15 protein-coding genes and 4 pseudogenes are annotated in these 17,503 nt (G+C 58.7%); 7 read left to right on the top strand and 12 right to left on the bottom strand.

The features are described 5' to 3' along the window. Nucleotides 1-91: 91 nt before the first annotated feature. The 10 genes from E9677_RS17855 to E9677_RS17810 all read right to left on the bottom strand — a co-directional run bounded on the left by E9677_RS17855 (nt 92) and on the right by E9677_RS17810 (nt 10,026). On the bottom strand, nt 92-853 hold the full coding sequence (locus tag E9677_RS17855; RefSeq protein WP_136559392.1) for an ABC transporter ATP-binding protein: 762 nt from the start codon (nt 851-853) through the stop codon (nt 92-94). Further along, nucleotides 853-1,689 (bottom strand): ABC transporter ATP-binding protein, encoded by an 837-nt coding sequence (locus tag E9677_RS17850; protein WP_136559391.1) that lies wholly within the window; start codon nt 1,687-1,689, stop codon nt 853-855. Before E9677_RS17850 ends, E9677_RS17855 begins: the two co-directional genes overlap by 1 nt. A 4-nt stretch (nt 1,690-1,693) precedes the next feature. Continuing rightward, a complete protein-coding gene (locus tag E9677_RS17845) occupies nt 1,694-2,578 on the bottom strand; it encodes an ABC transporter permease (protein WP_136559390.1) in 885 nt (294 codons plus the stop codon). Further along, the gene (locus E9677_RS17840) at nt 2,578-3,600 is read right to left on the bottom strand and encodes an ABC transporter permease (protein WP_136559389.1); all 1,023 of its coding nucleotides are present in this window, start codon (nt 3,598-3,600) and stop codon (nt 2,578-2,580) included. Before E9677_RS17840 ends, E9677_RS17845 begins: the two co-directional genes overlap by 1 nt. Before the next feature lie 227 nt (nt 3,601-3,827). Then, nucleotides 3,828-4,568 carry a FadR/GntR family transcriptional regulator gene (locus E9677_RS17835; protein WP_136559388.1) on the bottom strand — a complete coding sequence of 247 codons (741 nt, stop codon included), beginning with the start codon at nt 4,566-4,568 and terminating at the stop codon, nt 3,828-3,830. Between the two features lie 248 nt (nt 4,569-4,816). Beyond that, on the bottom strand, nt 4,817-5,575 hold the full coding sequence (locus tag E9677_RS17830; RefSeq protein WP_408014753.1) for an ABC transporter ATP-binding protein: 759 nt from the start codon (nt 5,573-5,575) through the stop codon (nt 4,817-4,819). A 5-nt stretch (nt 5,576-5,580) separates the two neighbouring features. Next, complete coding sequence (locus E9677_RS17825) at nt 5,581-6,423, bottom strand: ABC transporter ATP-binding protein (protein WP_205910170.1); 843 nt, start codon at nt 6,421-6,423, stop codon at nt 5,581-5,583. Nucleotide 6,424: 1 nt separating this feature from the next. Next, nucleotides 6,425-7,339, bottom strand: coding sequence for an ABC transporter permease (locus E9677_RS17820; RefSeq protein ID WP_136559385.1), 915 nt, complete (start codon nt 7,337-7,339; stop codon nt 6,425-6,427). Nucleotides 7,340-7,344: 5 nt separating this feature from the next. Beyond that, entirely contained in the window at nt 7,345-8,391 is a 1,047-nt protein-coding gene (locus tag E9677_RS17815; RefSeq protein ID WP_328591179.1) for an ABC transporter permease, read from the bottom strand. Between the two features lie 39 nt (nt 8,392-8,430). After that, nucleotides 8,431-10,026, bottom strand: a complete 1,596-nt coding sequence (locus tag E9677_RS17810; RefSeq protein WP_136559384.1) for an ABC transporter substrate-binding protein — start codon at nt 10,024-10,026, stop codon at nt 8,431-8,433. A gap of 126 nt (nt 10,027-10,152) precedes the next feature. Between E9677_RS17810 and E9677_RS17805 the strand changes: the two genes are divergently transcribed. The 4 genes and pseudogenes from E9677_RS17805 to E9677_RS17790 form a co-directional block, all read left to right on the top strand. Further along, nucleotides 10,153-10,863 (top strand): GntR family transcriptional regulator, encoded by a 711-nt coding sequence (locus E9677_RS17805; RefSeq protein ID WP_136559383.1) that lies wholly within the window; start codon nt 10,153-10,155, stop codon nt 10,861-10,863. A gap of 1 nt (nt 10,864) precedes the next feature. Next, nucleotides 10,865-11,785, top strand: a complete 921-nt coding sequence (locus tag E9677_RS17800; RefSeq protein ID WP_136559382.1) for a dihydrodipicolinate synthase family protein — start codon at nt 10,865-10,867, stop codon at nt 11,783-11,785. Between the two features lie 12 nt (nt 11,786-11,797). Continuing rightward, nucleotides 11,798-12,937: a mandelate racemase/muconate lactonizing enzyme family protein gene (locus E9677_RS17795; RefSeq protein WP_136559381.1), complete on the top strand. Its 1,140-nt coding sequence runs from the start codon at nt 11,798-11,800 to the stop codon at nt 12,935-12,937. A 252-nt stretch (nt 12,938-13,189) separates the two neighbouring features. Further along, nucleotides 13,190-13,495, top strand: a pseudogene (locus tag E9677_RS17790) (LysR substrate-binding domain-containing protein); the annotation flags it as partial. Between the two features lie 375 nt (nt 13,496-13,870). Here the strand turns inward: E9677_RS17790 and E9677_RS25620 are convergent. Then, nucleotides 13,871-14,062, bottom strand: a pseudogene (locus tag E9677_RS25620) (type IV secretory system conjugative DNA transfer family protein); the annotation flags it as partial. On the opposite strand from E9677_RS25620, the pseudogene E9677_RS25615 reads away from it, so the two are divergent. The 3 genes and pseudogenes from E9677_RS25615 to E9677_RS17765 all read left to right on the top strand — a co-directional run bounded on the left by E9677_RS25615 (nt 14,062) and on the right by E9677_RS17765 (nt 16,280). After that, a pseudogene (locus tag E9677_RS25615) lies at nt 14,062-15,120 on the top strand (RHE_PE00001 family protein). The pseudogenes E9677_RS25620 and E9677_RS25615 sit on opposite strands and share 1 nt — an antisense overlap. 480 nt (nt 15,121-15,600) lie before the next feature. Further along, nucleotides 15,601-15,852 (top strand): FitA-like ribbon-helix-helix domain-containing protein, encoded by a 252-nt coding sequence (locus E9677_RS17770; RefSeq protein WP_136559631.1) that lies wholly within the window; start codon nt 15,601-15,603, stop codon nt 15,850-15,852. After that, a complete protein-coding gene (locus E9677_RS17765; RefSeq protein ID WP_136559378.1) occupies nt 15,849-16,280 on the top strand; it encodes a type II toxin-antitoxin system VapC family toxin in 432 nt (143 codons plus the stop codon). Before E9677_RS17770 ends, E9677_RS17765 begins: the two co-directional genes overlap by 4 nt. Before the next feature lie 117 nt (nt 16,281-16,397). Here E9677_RS17765 and glnQ read toward each other — a convergent pair. Beyond that, nucleotides 16,398-16,640, bottom strand: a pseudogene (gene glnQ, locus E9677_RS17760) (glutamine ABC transporter ATP-binding protein GlnQ); the annotation flags it as partial. Between the last annotated feature and the right edge of the window lie 863 nt (nt 16,641-17,503).

Raw genomic sequence — 17,503 nt, 5'->3', positions numbered from 1 at the left:
CGATCTGCTCGCCTCGCCTCATCCCATAGGCAATAAGAAACCCGGCTTTGGGCCGGGTTGTGAAAGCTGTCTCGAAAGGGGAGGGCAGGGCTCAGCGAATACCTTCATATTCCAATGACGCGCCGATCAGTTCAAGCGCGTAAGGATGAGTTGCACCATTGGTGGCAATGGCCTCATGCGGCAGGATCTCGGTCACCTCACCGCGCAACATCACCGCAAACCGGTCGCACATATGATCGACCACTGCGAGATCGTGGGTCACCATGATGTAGGTAAAGCCGCGCTCTTCGCGCAACCTCTGCAGCAAATTGAGAATTTCCGCCTGCACCGAGACGTCGAGCGCAGAGGTCGGCTCATCGAGCAGCAGCAAGGAAGGCTCCAGGATCAAGGCGCGTGCGATCGCAACGCGCTGGCGTTGTCCGCCAGATAGCTGATGCGGAAAACGGTCAAGGAAGGAGACCGGCAGGCCGACATCGGTGATCGCGCGGCGCATCCGCCCCTCCCGGTCATCCAGTTTGTGAATGACGAGCGGTTCATTCAGCACGGTGCGCACGGACTGGCGGGGATGGAGGGAGCCATAAGGATCCTGAAACACCATCTGCAGAGTACGGCACCTTTCAATCAGGGGGATGTCGCGTACCGACTGCCCGTCGATCAACACCTCGCCCTTCCAGAAATCCGTCAGCATCGACATGCAGCGTAGCACCGTAGATTTACCGGAGCCGGACTCTCCAACAAGCGCGAAACACTCTCCGGCCTGCACGCTGAAGGAAACACCAGGCAACACCTTCACAGCAGAAGGGCCCGCTCCGAAGACGATGGAGAGATCGCGAACCTCGACCGAAACAGACATCAGGCCTTCTCCTCCAGCCATTCGGGCTTGCGATCCAGCACGGCAAGCGGCTGGCGGGTGCCACCGATACGCGGCTGGGCGGCCAGGAGGCCGCGTGTATAAGGGTGCTCAGCCTGGTCCAGCTCGCTGGCTTTGAGCATTTCCACTACCTTGCCGGCATACATGATCAGAACACGGTCACAGAAATTGCGCACCAGATTGAGGTCATGGCTGATCATGATCAGGCCAATGCCCCTGTCCCGGACCAGGCTATCGAGAATGTTGAGCACCTGCAGCCGGACGGTCACGTCGAGCGCCGAGGTCGGCTCGTCGGCGATGACCAGATCTGGATCGGCAAGTAGCATCATGGCAATCATCACGCGCTGACCCATGCCGCCGGAGATTTCGTGCGGATACTGCTTGAACACACGCTCTGCATCACGGATCTTCACCGCCTCCAGCATGGCGATCGCCTTGTCATGGGCCTCGCTCCGGCTGCATTTGAAGTGCCGCAGATAGGTTTCCGCGACCTGATCACCGACACGGCGAATGGGATTGAGCGAGAATTTAGGATCCTGCAGGATCATCGACATGCGCCGGCCACGCACCCTCAGCATCTCCTTCTCGGAGAGCGACAAAAGGTCCAGCTCCTCGAACTGCAGTGTATCGGCCGTGATCGTCGCGCCCGGCAGGAGCCGCAGCAGGGCCCGGCCGACAGTGGACTTGCCGGAGCCGGATTCGCCGACAATGCCCAGACGCTCGCAGCCAAGCGTGAAGGACACGCCCCGCACGGCCTCGACCGGTGAGCCGCCATATCGGATCCGCAGGTTCTGGACGTCGAGAATGGTCTTTTCCATCGCCTTACCTCCGGTTCATCTGCTTGGGATCGAGCGCGTCGCGCAGGCCATCACCCAGCAGGTTGAAAGCGAGGCTGACCGAAAGAATGGAAATGCCAGGGAAGGTGACCAGCCACCAGCTATCCAGCATGTAGCGCCGGCCGGTCGCGGTCATCGCACCCCATTCTGGCATCGGCGGCTGGGCGCCAAGGCCAAGGAAGCCGAGGCCGGCTGCGGTCAGGATGACCGTCGCCATGTTCAGCGTCAGACGGATAAGGACCGACGGCAGACACATTGGCATGATCGACTTGACGATGATGCGGCTGGTCGAGGCGCCCTGAAGACGCGCCGCAGCGATATAGTCCGCATTGCGGAACGTCATGGCCTCGGCACGCGCCAGACGGGCGATCGGCGGCCATGAGGTGAGCGCAATCGCGATAATTGCATTGTTCAGACTCGGGCCAAGGGCTGCGACAAAGGCAAGCGAGAGGATGAGGCTCGGAAAGGAGAGGAAGATATCGGTGATGCGCATCATCACCGTATCGAAGCGGCCGCCGAGATAGCCGGCAGAGGTGCCGATGATCAGTCCGATCGGTCCAACGACAATCGAAACCAGAAAGATGATGGTGAGCGTGATGCGCGCGCCATAGACCAGTCGGCTGAAGATATCGCGACCCAGCTCGTCGGTGCCGAACAAATGCTCTTCCCCCGGCGGCTGCAGCACATTGCCGAGCGCCTGCACATAGGGATCATGCGTGGCAATCAGCGGGGCGAAGAGCGCCGTGAGGACGAGAACTGCAAGGACGGCCAGTCCGAATGCCGAGGTTGGGCTACGCAGCAGGAAGGCAATGATGTTCTTCAGCGCGAGCAACCATCCCGGCAGGTTTTGTTGGTGCGTCTTGGCTGCCATCAGCGTGTCCTGGGGTCAAAGATGCGATAAAGGATGTCGGACAGAAGGTTGAGCCCGATAAAGATGAAACCGACGATCAGCACGCAGGTCATCACGGCATTCATGTCGCCAATGATCAGGTTGCTCGTCAGGTATTGGCCAAAGCCTGGCCAGGCAAAGACTGTCTCGATCAGGACAGCGCCCTCCAGCAGCGAGCCATAGGCCAGCGCAATGATCGTCACCAGCTGCACCCGGATGTTTCCGAAGGCGTGCCGCCAGATCGTCTGGTTCTGCGACAGTCCTTTGACCCGTGCCGTGGTCACATATTCCTGGCCCAGCTGGTCCAGCATGAAGCTGCGGGTCATGCGGGTGATATAGGCGGAGGAAGAATAGCCGAGCAGGGCGGCCGGCAGGATCAGATGGTTGAGAGCCGACCAGAAAACCTCCATCTCGCCAGCCATGAGGCTATCGACCAACAGGAAGCCTGTTCGCTCCTCGACGAGACCGATATAGAACTGGTCCATCCGTCCACTGCCCCCGACAAGGCCAAGATGGGCATAGAAGATGATGAGCGCGATCATGCCAGTCCAGAAAATTGGCATGGAATGGCCGAAGAGGCTGAACACGCGCACGAGATGATCTGGCCAGCGATCCTTGTTGACCGCAGCGACCACGCCCATCGTCACGCCTAAAGTCGCGCCAATGATGATGGCAAAGGTGGCAAGCTCGATGGTTGCCGGCATGACATGAAGGATATCCTCGATGACCGGCTGGCCCGTGCGAATTGATGTGCCGAAATCGCCAGTGACGATATCTCCTAGAAAATAGATGAATTGTTCGTAGACGGGCCGGTCGAGTCCGAGCGAGCGATAGACCTGCTCATAGGTCTCTGGTGTGGCATCTTCGCCGACGATCGCGCGGACTGGATCGGCCGGCATCAGCCGTCCGATGAAAAAGGTCAGCATCAACAGGCCGAGAAGCGTGACGGCTATGCTGCCCAACTGCCCGATAAGACCGGCAAGTTGCAGGCGTTTGACTGACATGGATCCTCCAACATCGAACGCTCGAAAGCGTGGGGACAGGCTCCCATCCTGTCTGACAACTACCACAAACCTGTCACACGTGTATTGGAGTGTCAAGCCCGCAGGAAGCCCGGGCCGACGAAGCAACTCTGCCGGCGCAGTCGGCTTCAGTGGGTTTGATACACTCGGCACCAACGCGATATCGTCGCGGCGCGGCCTAGAATTTTCTACCAGCTCTCTATGGGGGGCTAGGCTGGATCCGAGCGTTGATGTCGCAGAAGCGCCTTATAGCGCTCAAGACTACCGCGCAAATGGGCCTTCATGTGGGCGCGCGCCGCATCAGCATCACCTTCGATAATCGCATCGACGATACGACCGTGCTCTTCCTGCAGGTGGAGATTATAATCTTTTGGGCGTGCGCCCGGAGCCTCGCCCTGCAAATCTCCCCGCGGGATGATGCCCGTTCGGATCAACTGCAGAAATTCCGGGAAGCGCCGGTTCTGGGTCGCTTCCGCTATAGCAAAATGCAGCTTGAAATCCGCATCGCGTGTCGGGGCTCCTTCTTGCAAACACTGGCCAACCGTCCGATGAGCATCGAGGATTTCCTCGATCTGCATCGCCGAGCGCCGCAATGCCGCAAGAGCAGCCGACTCGACTTCAAAGACTGTCCGAAGTTCCAGAAGTTCAATGACCGAGGAGATGCGCTGTGTGGCTAGATCGTTGAACGGCCGCTCTGGAGCCTGCTTCGCAGCCAGAGCGAAAACGCCGGCACCTTTTCTCGCCTCGACGAGGCCGTCGGCACGCAAGATGGCAATGGCTTCCCGCACGACCGTCCGGCTGACGGAATACTGCCGGGTCAGTGAGCTTTCGCTTGGCAGGCGATCTCCAGGCAGAAAAGTGCCTGATTGCAGGTCCTGACGTAAAGCGGCACTGATGATTGAAGCTAGAGATTGCCCTTGCTCGACCGCAATTTGCGCTTCACTTACCATTCGCCCACCTTCTTGCCGCTACCTGTCTGGCAAGTCTAGCGATTTAGCCTCTATGTGCCAAGAGGGGCGTGGCAAGTCTATACAGCTGCAAAACAGGTGTTTTTTGCCGTAGTCTACACAATGCAGGCCTTGCTGTTCCCGGTTATCGAAGGACAGGCATGTTCGTGTCCATATCATAGCGTGGCCTATTGCCGCTACCGTCCACCAAGCTCCAATGAATGGCCAATCATTTTTTTCGGAGCGAGGAGCTACTGCATTTTAGCAGCCACATATCCCCGGCTCCCGTCCCGAAGCATACGCGTATAGGGATGCGCTATCCTGCCGTCGACAAGCTGCTGTCTGTCGGCAATTTCGACGAAGGTCCCGTGTTGCATGACAGCGACGTGGTCGCAAAGATGGGCGACTACCGCGAGGTCGTGGCTGACCAGGACATAGGTGAGCTTCTCTCGTTCGCGCAGGTCTTTCAGCAGGTTCAGTATCTCGGCTTGGATGGAGACGTCGAGTGCGGAGGTCGGCTCGTCCAGTAGGAGAATGCGTGGCTTGAGAATCAGCGCGCGGGCAATAGCAACGCGCTGGCGCTGGCCACCGGACAGCTGGTGTGGATAGCGATAGCGAAAAGCGAGCGGCAGGCCGACATCGGTCAGTGCCTTCTCGATCCTTTCCTGCCTGTCGCCGATCCCGTGGATCTCTAGTGGCTCGAGCAATGTCCGGCCGATCGTGTGGCGCGGATGGATCGATCCGAACGGGTCCTGGAATACCATCTGCTGGCGGGCGAGCTGCCCCCGGCTGCGCTGGGCACCGATTGCTTCACCAGCGATCCGCATGTTGCCGGTCCACTGACGGTTGCGTCCGGCCAGCGCGCCAAGGATCGTGGATTTGCCACAACCGCTTTCGCCAACAAGGCCGAAACTCTCGCCTTCTGCGACTTGAAAGGTCACGCCCTTGACGATCTGTACGGTCGTTTCGCCTTGTCCGTAGGCGACAGTCAGGTTTTCGATGTCGATCATGGCCATCAGTTTGCCTCCAGCCAGACGGGGTCACGGGCCAGCACTTCCAGCCGGTCGCGGGGGCGATCAAGGCTTGGAAGCGCATTCAGCAGACCTTGGGTATAGGGATGCTTTGCGTTGTTGAGGTCGCACGCTGCGATTGATTCGACGATCCGCCCCGCATACATGATGATGACCCGATCACAGAAACTGCTGACCAGATTAAGGTCGTGCGAGATGAAGATCAGGCCGATATTGCGCTCGACGACAAGTTCGTCGAGGATTGACAGGACTTCCTGCCGGACGGTCACGTCTAGCGCCGATGTCGGCTCATCAGCAATGATCAACGAAGGCGAGGCGATCAGCATCATCGAGATCATGATGCGTTGCCCCATTCCACCGGATACCTCGTGCGGATAGAGGTCAAAGACACGCTGTGGATCGCGGATCTTCACCCGCTCCAGCATCGCGAGCGTACGTTCGCGGGCTGCACGCTGGGAAACCCTTTCGTGCAGCAGCACCGTTTCGGCGATCTGTTCGCCGATGCTCATCACGGGATTGAGTGAATATTTGGGGTCCTGCAGGATCATCGCCATGCGTCTTCCCCGCACGGCCAGCATGTCCTGTTCGCTTGCCTTCAGGAGATCGATATCCTCGAACTGCATGCGATCTGCCCGAACGATCGCCTTCGGTGGCTGCAATCTCATCAGGGCGCGTCCGGTCGTGCTCTTGCCGGAGCCGGACTCGCCGATGATGCCGACCTTCTCGCGTCCGACGGAAAAGGAAACATCGCGCACGGCGGTCACGACACCCGACAAGGTAGGAAACTCGACCGACATGTTCTCGACGGTCAGGATGGGGTTGGACATCTCATGCATTGCGCGGATCCAAAATGTCTCTGAGCCCGTCGCCCAGCAGATTGAAGGCAAGGCTCACCGTCAAGATGGCGATGCCGGGGATGGTGGTTAGCCACCAGGCGTCGAGCAGATACTGGCGGCCGGATGCTGCCATTGCTCCCCATTCCGCCATTGGGGGCTGGGCGCCGAGCCCGAGGAAGCCGAGGCCGGCTGCCGTCAGGATGATGCTTGACATGTTGAGCGTCAGGCGCACGATGATCGAAGGCGCGCAAAGCGGCACGATATGACGACGCAGGATGCGCAGCATCCCGGCCCCCTGAAGTTCTGCGGCAATGACGAAATCCGCATTGCGGAAGGTCAGTGTTTCGGCACGGGCAAGGCGTGCGACCGGCGGCCAGACGGTGAGTGCAATGGCAATCACGGCATTCTCGATCCCGGGGCCGAGGCTGGCGGAGAAGGCAAGCGCCAGAACCAGGCTTGGAAAGGACAGGAAAATATCCGTGATGCGCATCAGCACCGTGTCCACCCATCCGCCGAGATAACCCGCCGTTGCCCCGACCACGAAGCCGATGGGTGCAACGATCACGGTGACGAGGATGCTGATATAGAGTGTGGTCCGTGCTCCGTATATCAGCCGGGTATAGACATCGCGGCCAAACTCATCCGTACCGAACCAGTGCTGCCAGGACGGCGCCCGCAGCGCCAGCGACAGATCCTGGGCGAAAGGATTATAGGCGGTAATCAGCGGCGCGAGGCTTGCAGCCACGACCAGCAGCACAACGATGGCGAGACCGAGTAGGGCAAGCGGATTGGCGACCAGGCTGAGCCAGCCGACATAATAGCTATGCAGCCTGGCCTGGCGGGTTGAGGTGAAGTCCTCGCTGATCAGCCAATGATGCAGATTGGAAAGTGACCCGAAAATTGTCATGGCAGTCAGCGTGTCCTTGGGTCAATGAAGCGATAAACGATGTCGGACAGGAGGTTGATGGCGATGGAGATCATTCCGATCAAGAGCACGCTGCCGAGCACGGCGTTCATGTCGGCAAAGAACAGCGCCGACGTCAGATATTGGCCGAGGCCGGGCCACGCGAAAACCGTCTCGATCAGGACCGTGCCGTCGAGCAGGCCACAATAGGCAAGCGCGACAACCGTCAGCAGCTGGACGCGGATGTTGCGAAAGGCATGGCGCCAGACGACAGAGCGCTGACTGAGACCCTTGGCGCGGGCAGTCAGGATATATTCCTGGCGCAATTGTTCCAGCATGAAGCTGCGGCTCATGCGGCTGAGATAGGCCATCGCAGCATAACCGAGGATCAGGGCAGGGGCGGTGAGGTGGTGGAGGGCGCTCCACAGGACGTCCCATTCGCGGGCGATGATGGAATCGACGATGAGCGAACCAGTTGGCCCCTCGACAAGGCCTTCATTGTAAATGTCGATGCGCCCGCCGCCAGGAATGAGGCCGAATTTGGCATAGAAGACGAGGATGACGATGGTGCCGAGCCAGAAGATTGGCGTGGAATAGCCGAGAAGCCCGACGACACGACCGAGATGATCGACCCATGTGCCCTTGCGCACAGCAGAGATGACGCCAAGCGGGACGCCGAAACCGGCGCCGATCAGGGTTGCCAGCGTGGCAAGCTCGATGGTGGCCGGAAACACCCGCGCCAGGTCACTTGAGACGGCATTCTTGGTGATGTGCGACTGACCGAAGTCGAGGTGGACAATCTTGCTAAGATAGGTCCCGAACTGCACCAGGATCGGCTGGTCCAAGCCCATTTCCTTGTAGACGCGCTCATAGGTCGCCTGGTCCGCCTGGTCGCCGATCGCGGCAATGACCGGGTCGGCTGGCACGAGGCGGCCGATTGCAAAGGTGATGACGAGCAGGCCGAGCAGCGTCGTCAGGATCACAGCGAAGGAGGTGGCGATCTTCCGGGCGCCGGACAGCAGTTTCCTGCTGCCCGGTCCCTTGGCCACGGTCATCTGGGAGGTGGTCAAGTTTGGCGTCCTTTGCGACGACGGTTATTCGCCTTTGGTCACGGTGTCCCAGCGAGTCAGCCAGGTCGAGTGGCCTTGGTAGCCCTTGACCGCATTGCGGACCGCTTTTGCATCCGTGCGTTGGAACGAGGTGATTAGGGGCGACGATGCTTCCAGATAGGCGCGGTTGATCTTGGTATAGATCTCGGTGCGTTTGGCCTGCTCGGTTTCGTGGGCTGCCGCCTGGACCATGTCCTGAATGTCCTTTGGAACATCCCAGGCCGACCGCCAGGCGAGAAGGCCGGTCAGCTTGGCCTCGTCTGCATTGTTGGCATTCGTCGCATAGGAAGCGAGAACGGCATGCGGATCGGGCAGGCGCTCGCCCGAGCGGGCGGAGAAGACCTCGAAGGCGCGCTCGCGGAACTTGCCGATATGGTCGCCGCCTTGGAGGTCGAGCTTGATGCCTGCCTTGGCCGCATTGGCCTGCAAGGCTTGCGCCACCTCGTATTCGGGCGTCACGGGTGTCGCGTAGTAGACCTTGGAGAAGCCGTTCGGATATCCGGCCTCGGCCAACAGCTGCTTGGCCTTCTCGATGTCGAGCTTGTAGGGGGTGTCCTCGATCGCGCCCGGCAAGCCGGCCGGAATGATGCTCTGCTGCTTGATGCCGTAATACTTCATGACGGTTGCAGAAAGGCCGTCATAGTCGACCAGATAGCGGAAGGCCTCGCGCACCTTGGGATTGGAGAGGATCTCGTCCTTCTGGTTCAGGGCAACATAGTAGAAGCCGAAGCCGGGTGTCTTTTGGATCGTCACATCGCCAGAGGCGTCGAGCGCCGCAAGGTCGGTAGAGGAAAGGCGGGTTGCAACATCCATGTCGCCTGCCTCGATCTGCAGGCGCTGCGCGGAAGATTCCGGCAGATGGCGCATCAGCACCCGGCGCATGGCCGGCTCGCCTTGCCAATAGCCGGCAAAGGCTTCGGCAATCAACAGTTCATTAGCGCGCCAGGTGCGCAGAGAATAGGGACCTGATCCGGCATCCGCCGTCTGCAGGTATTCGCGACCGAGATCGCCATCCTTGTTCTTGTCTGCCAGGAAGGCGCTGTCGAGGATGGATGTCGAGAAGCTGGCGAGTGACAGCAGGATAAGATTGGAATTCCATACCTCGGGGGTCTCGACCACCACCGTCTGGTCATCCGTCGCGCGGATCAGGCTATCGACATTCTCGGCTGAGAAGCCCCATTGGCGCAAGTCCGTGGAAGGCGCGAGGCCAAGCTTGACCAGACGCTGCAGCGACCATGCGACATCCTTGGCCGTCAGCGGATTGCCAGAATGGAAGGTCACCCCCTGGCGGATCTTGAATGTAAATGTCTTGCCATCTTCCGAAATGGTCCAGCTCTCGGCAAGCCCCGGCTGCGGCTCGGTGATCTTGTCTGGGGCAAGTGTGATCAGCCGCTCGTAAAGATTGGCGACGACTTCGGCGGATTCGAGCTGGTTCAGTTCGTGCGGATCGAGCCCTCGCATGGAAGACATGTTCACGGCGATGACGAGCTGGTCTTTGGGCGTCTCTGCGCTGGCGGTAACGGGCATGGCCGCGGCGATCGCAATGGCGCTGGCGATGGTCATGAACTGGCGTCGTAGCATGGGGTTTCCTCCTGTGAGGCTCCTCAACCTCATCACATGTCCTCAAAAATTTCATATCGACAATGATGTGAAATCTGGTATATCAGATCTCACATTAGGATTTACTCGTCAACAGGAATTTGCGGAATGGTGCAGGATCTCAATCAGGCAGACCCCGGCGGACGGATCGCAAAACTAGATCCGTCAGTCCAGATAACGGTGCGGGACCACGTCCACCGGATTCTGCGGGCAGCAATTATCGGTGGCAAATTTGCGCCTGATGAAAAGATCAATGAACGCCAGCTCGCCGAACAGTTTGGGGTGAGCACGACGCCGATCAAAGAGGCTCTGCGGCAACTGGAGTCGGAAGGATTGGTTGAGACGCTGCCGCGGCGCGGCGTGATTATCCGCTTCAACATGGGCTGGGCAGAAGAGATGATCTTGGCCCGTGCGGCGCTTGAATCGATGATCGGGCACCTGGCAGCGAAGCGCATCTCCGACGAAGCTTGCCAAGCCCTGCAGGCGACGGTTCGCCTGATGGAGACGGCAACCACTTCAGGTAATGCCGACGAACTCATCGCCCTCAACGAAACATTTCATGAGCAAATTCACCGCGCCTCGCGCTGCGAATATCTGGCTCGTCTGATCGAGCGCCAGCAATTTTACGACGCCAGTATTCGTCGGGTGATTCATTCAGATCCTGCAGAGCGCCAGCGGGCCCTTGGGGAGCATAGGGCCATTGCTGAGGCCATAGTTGAGAGGAATCCCGATCGCGCGGAACGTAGCATGCGGGATCACGTCGTGCGTTCCGGTGACATCTACCTGGCAATTGTATTTGGTAAGAAAGAGGACATTTAACGTGAGTGACAAACTTGAAGCCGTCCGAAAGGCGCTGACTGGGATTTCCGGGGTTCCGGTGACACCCTACAATACGGACGGGAGCGTCGACACGGCGAAGCTTGAAGTACTCATCAGGCAGATGGCGGCGGCCAAGGTTCACAATCTGATGGCTGCTGGCAATACCGGCGAATTTTTCACCCTCACGCTTGAGGAGATCCGTCTGGTTCATCGCGCCACTATTGGGGCGGCCCAGGGCGAGGCGCTCGTCAGTGCTGCAGTTGGTCGCTCGCTGAGCGACGCTAAGTCGCTTGCCAGTGACGCGATAGAAGCTGGAGCAGATGCGATCATGGGTCATCATCCGATGGACCCGTTCGCAGGCCCATCCTTCCAGGCGCGCTATTTTCTGGAACTCGCCGATTTCTGCACCGTACCCGTCATTGCCTATGTTCGCAGCGATGGCCTGTCAGTCAGCGATTTCCGCCAGATGGCGCTTCATCCGAATATCGCCGGCATCAAGTTTGCCTCACCAAATCTCATGCTGCTCGCAGAGGTCATTCGTTCTACGCAAGACGCGCCGGCTATCTGGGTCTGCGGCCTGGCCGAAGGTTGGGCACCCGCATTCTACGCGACAGGCGCACGCGGTTTCACTTCCGGCTTGGTCAATGTCTTTCCGGAGCGCTCTCACGCCATCCATGACGCATTGGAGAGTGGTGACTACGCGAGGGCGAGAACATTGATCGACGGCATTGCCGACTTCGAGGCGCTACGCACCAAATACAACAACGGTGCCAACGTGACGGTGGTCAAGGAGGCGCTCGGCATGCTCGGGATGGAAGTCGGTCCAGTTCGTATTCCTGGTGTGGTTAACCTCAACAACGAGGAGCGACGGATCCTGCGCGGTGTGGTCGATCGTGTAACCGCTGAAGCGCGCGTGGCCTGACGGAGGACGAATTTGTATATCACCGGTTTTAAGACATACATGCAACGGGTCGACGATCGTCCCCGTCTGCTGTTGAAAATCGAGACAAGCGAAGGGATCGATGGTTGGGGCGAATGCTACAACCACGGGCCCGACTGGGCCCTGCCACCGCTGTTCGACTATCTATTTCATCAGATCGACGGCGAGGACCCGCGACGGGTCGAGTTTCTTGTTCTTAAGCTCAATCAGCAATGCCGCTTTCCGCCCGGTGCGATGGGACTTGCGGCGATTTCTGCGATCGACCACGCCCTTTGGGATATCGCGGGCAAAGCAGCGGGTCTGCCGGTTTACATGTTGCTTGGCGGCAATGTCCGTGAGCGCGTCCGCGTCTACTGCGGTGTTTACACGGCCCCGGATGCAGAGCATGCCAAGGATGAGACTCAGCGGCTTCACGAGCAATATGGCTATACCGCATTTAAACTGAGCCCCTATCGCCGGGATCTGCACTCGGGTCGTTGGGGCGAATTGGTTAAGGAAACGGGAGACTGGTTTGCACGCATCCGTGAAATCACCCCCTCCAATTTCGAATTTGCGTTCGACGCCCATGCGAAAATCTTTGAGCCCTACCAGGCGGTACAGCTTGCAGCAGCCATAGCGCCCAGCGATCCGTATTTCTATGAAGAGCCTATCCGTCCGGAACATATTCCCGCCTGGGCGGAACTGAAATCGAAGATCACCGTGCCGTTGGCGACGGGGGAATCCCTCTACAATCGCTTCGAGTTCCTGTCGCTCCTGACAGCGCGGGGTGCTGACATCATTCAGCCGGACATCTGCGTTGTCGGGGGTATTTCGGAGATGCGCCGAATCGCGACTATCGCCGAAGCCCACTATGTGACGGTCGCCCCGCATAATCCGATGGGGCCACTTGCAACCGCCGTGAATGTGCATTTCTGTGCTGCTCAGCCGAATTTCAAGGTGCTCGAGTTCAAACCGCACGTGCATGCGCCGTGGGCCATGGATCCGTACATCCCGGTGGACGGCCACATGGAACTGAGACCGGATCGACCGGGCTGGGGTATCGAGATCGACGAAAAGGCGCTTCAGATCGAAGACTACATCTACTGGGAGCGCAAGGTCACGCGTAAGCCAGATGGATCTACTGCGTATCCATAGAAAGGAGCGGTCGTGAATATGAATTGCGGAGGTTCCGAGAAAGCTTGTCGGATTTTGACCCATCGGAAACTGCCTTTGGAAAAGGGTAGTATCGGCCTCTGCAAATCCGCTCTGCGCTCAAAGAAAGACTCGACGGGTAGTCAGTTCGACACCCTTCGACGTGAAGGCTACGGCGCTTTGTGCCTTGAAGCACGACCCGCCTCGCGGGAGGAAATGCGCGGCGAGTTTCTCATGGTTATCTGAGGTTCGTGGCAGGAGAACCTCTCCTATACGGAGCGGTATTTCTCCGAGACCTTCGACGAGCACGGGCTGAATGACAATGTCGCCTATACCTGTGACGACATCTTTTCGCTCATCTCGCTGGTCTCCTCAGGTCTTGGCGTCGGCTTTGCAACGGTATGGACGGGGGAGCTCCCGGGCAGGGACGTGGTCTTGAAGAAGGTGACAGGCATCGATCTGAAGATCGGGCTCGGTGTTGCCTGGAGCAAGGACGATCCGACGGCGGCTCGCGATGACATCATCGATATTGCCAAGACACTGGGGCGGTTGGGTAGGTAAGGGTGGCGGTTTTCTCCACTTGGCTCATTTTGCCGCCTCCATGCGGAACGCCATGGCCGGGTGAAGTCGGTCCGCCTGACCCTTCGGGTCGCTATGCTCAGGCTCCTGCGGCTTCCCTTGGTCCGGCCCTGACGCGACGAGAATTCCCGCTTTCGCGCCCTTCGGTCGCCGCGATGCTGAAAGCTCCGATATTCTTCATTGTCTGACCCGGATCTCGCGAAGGCGCGGCTTTGATCCGGGCCGGTCTTGGGCGATGGTTTGCCACACGTGCGGGAATGGCCACTAAAGACGGATCGAACAGCTTTTGGAACTCTGGGTCTACGTAGTAGCGGATCTTCCGGGCCAATGCCGGCCTCTGTCCGGTGCTGAGCAGGATCATCGTTTCGCTCGGCAGTGTATGATCTCGTCAGGGGTTATCAGATCGCGCGCAACGACATGCTCGCTCGATATATGCCCCGGCGGCGTCCATGGCAGGTTCGGACTGTTCCATGAGCTCGTGGCGTCATGGGCGTCCATGCGGCTAACCAGGTTTGTCGTCTCTATATCATTGACGCCGAACACTTGGCATACGCTGGCATTGGAGAGAAAGGCGCGGGATCTCTCTCCAAAGGACTTGGTCCCGCATGCCCATCGGCGAGGGCTTTCTCGAGCGCTCGCACTTCCTCGAGGCGCGTGCCTCGCTCTGGGTCGATGGTGAACTCGTTCATCTCGAGGACCTCGTCCTGCATGACGCGCTCTGGGACATCCGCGCACCCAATCACGAACTCACCATCGCCCGCGACATCCTGAAAACCGGACGCCGCATCGCCGCCCATCCCCCCGCCTGGGCGCTCTCGAGCCCCGGCATCGCTTCCCTCCGCGGCCGGCCGTGGGCCGGGCCATCATTGGGTGGAGACGGAGAGGGGGTGCCGGATGGGAGTGTAGAGGTGACGGACGCTCCGACTGGGGTAGGGGAGGTGATGGATCCTGACATTGATGGTCTGGGTGATGCGTTTGCCGTGATCGATGCGTGCTCGCCCGGTCCTGGCCCGCGATCGGAGAGGCGAGGAAGCCGGGGCGCGCCAAAAACGCTCCGGAAAAGGATCCGTTCGTCTACGACCTCGACTGGGATGAGGAGGAGTGGCAAGCCGTGTTGGCTCGCGCCCAGGATCTGCCACCGGTCTGCCAAGCGACGTGGCGCTTGATGCCTGGAATGAGATTGCCGTGCTCCAGCATGCGCCCTGGCTCGGTCGACTGCTTACCGCCTCGGTCCTGCGGGAGGGTGGCGTCACGACCGGCGGACATCTCGCCGCAATCAATCTCGGGCTGAAAGCCATTCCCGTCGATCGGCGCCGGCATCGTGATCGGGAGATGCGGTTGCTGGCGATAAGTCGAGCGCTGATCATTGGCGCCCAGGCAGGGTTGAAGGAACACGACCGGCTGGTGCTGGCGCGGCAGATGATGATGCGCAAACTGGAGGGCGCCGGGCGTCGTCCAGGCTGCCGGAGCTGGTCGAGCTTGTCATGGCCCGGCCGCTGATATCCGCCGGGATGGTGGCGAAGACGCTCGAGGTGACGCCGCAAGGAACGCGGCGGATCGTTCAAGAGCTTGGGCTTCGCGAGATGACGGGCATGGGGATTACCTAAGTGGTCGATCACTTCGGTGGTCGCGCCCAAAGACGTTACAAGAACTACGACTGGTCAATGGAGAACCGACGCCCTTCACTCACTCTCGGATTATGGCTATGTCATTTCCAATCAACGGGTCATTGACTTCCAATTATCATGGTATCGGCCAAGATGTGGCTCGCCTCGAGGTCGAGGGCAATCAACAATTATGGCCGTATTCATGAGTTATAGAAGCGTTGGCTATAACTCATGACCAGGAACTGGCAAAACGCCGATTGGCCAAATTTCAACTGGAAGCTGCAAGCCTGATGTCGTTCGAGCGGAAATTTCTGCAGTCCGTCGGCGAGGTAATTGGTGCCGTTCGGCATTTCAACGAGGAAGACAGCAACCCACGTTGCCTTGAGGTGCTCACCTCCTGCCATTCCTAGAGCCACTTGATCAATGATATCATACTTATTATGATGATATCATTGTTGTTGGCTAGGTGAGGTCATGAAGATGCCGGCAGTCACCATTCGGAATCTTTCTGATGAAGCCCACCGCGCGTTGCGTGTGAGAGCAGCTCATCATGGCCGGAGCACAGAAGCGGAAATTCGTGACATCCTCGAGGCCGCTGTTCGCCCGTCTCAGCGCGTAAAGCTCGGGTCATTGCTCGTGGACATCGGTCGAGAGGCCGACCTGTCAGACAGGGATGTTGAAGCTCTGCAAGAGCGCGATAGGACGCCAGCTGAACCGATGACTTTCGAATGATCTTGATTGACACCAACGTGCTATCAGAGCCGTGGAAGCCGGCTCCCGCTGCACAAGTTGTGGCTTGGTTGGATGCCCAGGCAATCGAAACGCTCTTTATCTCTGCGATATCAGTTGCGGAGCTTCGGTTTGGTATCGCATCAATGCCTATTGGGCGGCGTCAAACTATCCTCCACAGCCGTCTTGAGGATGAGGTGCTACCGCATTTTGTTGAGCGTACTCTGCCCTTCACCCTAAGCACCTCGCGGTTCTACTATGAACTGATGGCAGGCGCGCGAGTATCCGGTAAAGCGATCGGTATGGCCGATGGATTAATTGCGGCCATAGCTGCAGAGAGGGGTCTAGTTGTGGCGACGAGAGACACAAGCCCGTTCAAGGTAGCTGGATTGAAAGTCATCAATCCGTGGAATGGTCCGAACTTCGACTAACAGGCCGTCGCTTCAGTTCCCATCAAGAGCGTAAGGCGCCGAGCGCTGCCGCAGTTTTGTGACATCGCCTTCACTATTTGAGACGGGAGAGGAGAAGCAGACGCCGATCCCCCGGGGCTAGTGCATAATGTTTGCCAGAAAGCGCTTAGTGCTCTCTTGCTCGGGAGCATCGAAGAAGGCGACAGGCCTGTTGATCTCCATGATCTGACCCTCTTCCATATAAAGAACGCGGTCGGCCACTCTTCGTGCAAAGCCCATTTCATGGGTCACAACGATTATAGTCATGCCTTCTTCGGCAAGTGTGACCATCGTGTCGAGGACCTCTTTGACCATCTCCGGGTCGAGTGCCGATGTAGGCTCGATCACAAATCAGATTGACGTATGTAATAACATTACATAAATGGTTCCTTTAAACTATCTGAACGCGATAGCCACCCTGAGTACGAAAATGTCAAAAGTATACCGGAAATTCAGCGACGTAACGCTCACTTCGGGCATCCACCAGGCCTGAGCTTTCTGATTCGCGCGGCAATGCACACCCTAAACGTTACGTTATATCATAAAGGAGAGTAGATTATGAAACGAGTGGCTTTGGGCGTTTCCGCTCTGGCACTGTCCGCGGGTTTTGTCGGCCCGATGGCATTCGCCGACGAACACCCTGAAGGCGTCACGCTATACCGCGTGTTCGTCGGTGATCATGAGGCGGGGAAGGTGACCGGGTTTGATCTCAACAAGCCGGAGAGCCGGTGGACGTTTGAAACGACAGGGCAAAACAAGCTCTACAGCGTGAATGAAGGTTCGACCCTCGTCGCGGTGCAGTCCGACAATGATGCCGTCAATTTCATCAACAGCGGTATTTCACTCCACTCTCACGGCGATCATTCAGACATTGAGATCGAAGACCCGAAGCAAATTCGGGAGACACTGACCGGTCCCCGTCCTTTCCACGTCATCGACCACGACGGCAAGGTGGTCATCAATTTCGACAAAGGCGGTTACGCTGAGATCGTCGATGCGCATGAGCTGTCGCATGGTGAAATCGAATCTGGTCGACTGAAGCAGGCGCGGGCGCATCATGGCTTTGTCGCACCCCTCGGCAATGTCTGGGTCACGACCGTCGCATCCGATGCTCCGGTCGAAGGCGATGCCGCGCCCACACGCCTTGGCCTGCGCGCCGTCCAGGCAGACGGGACCCCCGTCGACGATGTAGCCACCTGCACCGG

Origin of the sequence: Peteryoungia rhizophila (assembly GCF_004912145.1) — a bacterium.
Taxonomy (GTDB): Bacteria; Pseudomonadota; Alphaproteobacteria; order Rhizobiales; family Rhizobiaceae; genus Allorhizobium; species Allorhizobium rhizophilum.
Note: the sequence above shows the minus strand (reverse complement) of the source record. Positions and strands in the feature narration are given on the sequence as shown.

Bases quoted from the DNA above. Each gene is read 5' to 3' on its own strand.
- E9677_RS17850 (WP_136559391.1), bottom strand. From the start codon at position 1,689: ATGGAAAAGACCATTCTCGACGTCCAGAACCTGCGGATCCGATATGGC.
- E9677_RS17820 (WP_136559385.1), bottom strand. From the start codon at position 7,339: ATGACAATTTTCGGGTCACTTTCCAATCTGCATCATTGGCTGATCAGC.
- E9677_RS17770 (WP_136559631.1), top strand. From the start codon at position 15,601: ATGCCGGCAGTCACCATTCGGAATCTTTCTGATGAAGCCCACCGCGCG.
- E9677_RS17855 (WP_136559392.1), bottom strand. From the start codon at position 853: ATGTCTGTTTCGGTCGAGGTTCGCGATCTCTCCATCGTCTTCGGAGCG.
- E9677_RS17830 (WP_408014753.1), bottom strand. From the start codon at position 5,575: ATGATCGACATCGAAAACCTGACTGTCGCCTACGGACAAGGCGAAACG.
- E9677_RS17835 (WP_136559388.1), bottom strand. From the start codon at position 4,568: ATGGTAAGTGAAGCGCAAATTGCGGTCGAGCAAGGGCAATCTCTAGCT.
- E9677_RS17840 (WP_136559389.1), bottom strand. From the start codon at position 3,600: ATGTCAGTCAAACGCCTGCAACTTGCCGGTCTTATCGGGCAGTTGGGC.
- E9677_RS17815 (WP_328591179.1), bottom strand. From the start codon at position 8,391: ATGACCGTGGCCAAGGGACCGGGCAGCAGGAAACTGCTGTCCGGCGCC.
- E9677_RS17765 (WP_136559378.1), top strand. From the start codon at position 15,849: ATGATCTTGATTGACACCAACGTGCTATCAGAGCCGTGGAAGCCGGCT.
- E9677_RS17805 (WP_136559383.1), top strand. From the start codon at position 10,153: ATGGTGCAGGATCTCAATCAGGCAGACCCCGGCGGACGGATCGCAAAA.
- E9677_RS17845 (WP_136559390.1), bottom strand. From the start codon at position 2,578: ATGGCAGCCAAGACGCACCAACAAAACCTGCCGGGATGGTTGCTCGCG.
- E9677_RS17825 (WP_205910170.1), bottom strand. From the start codon at position 6,423: ATGTCCAACCCCATCCTGACCGTCGAGAACATGTCGGTCGAGTTTCCT.
- E9677_RS17810 (WP_136559384.1), bottom strand. From the start codon at position 10,026: ATGCTACGACGCCAGTTCATGACCATCGCCAGCGCCATTGCGATCGCC.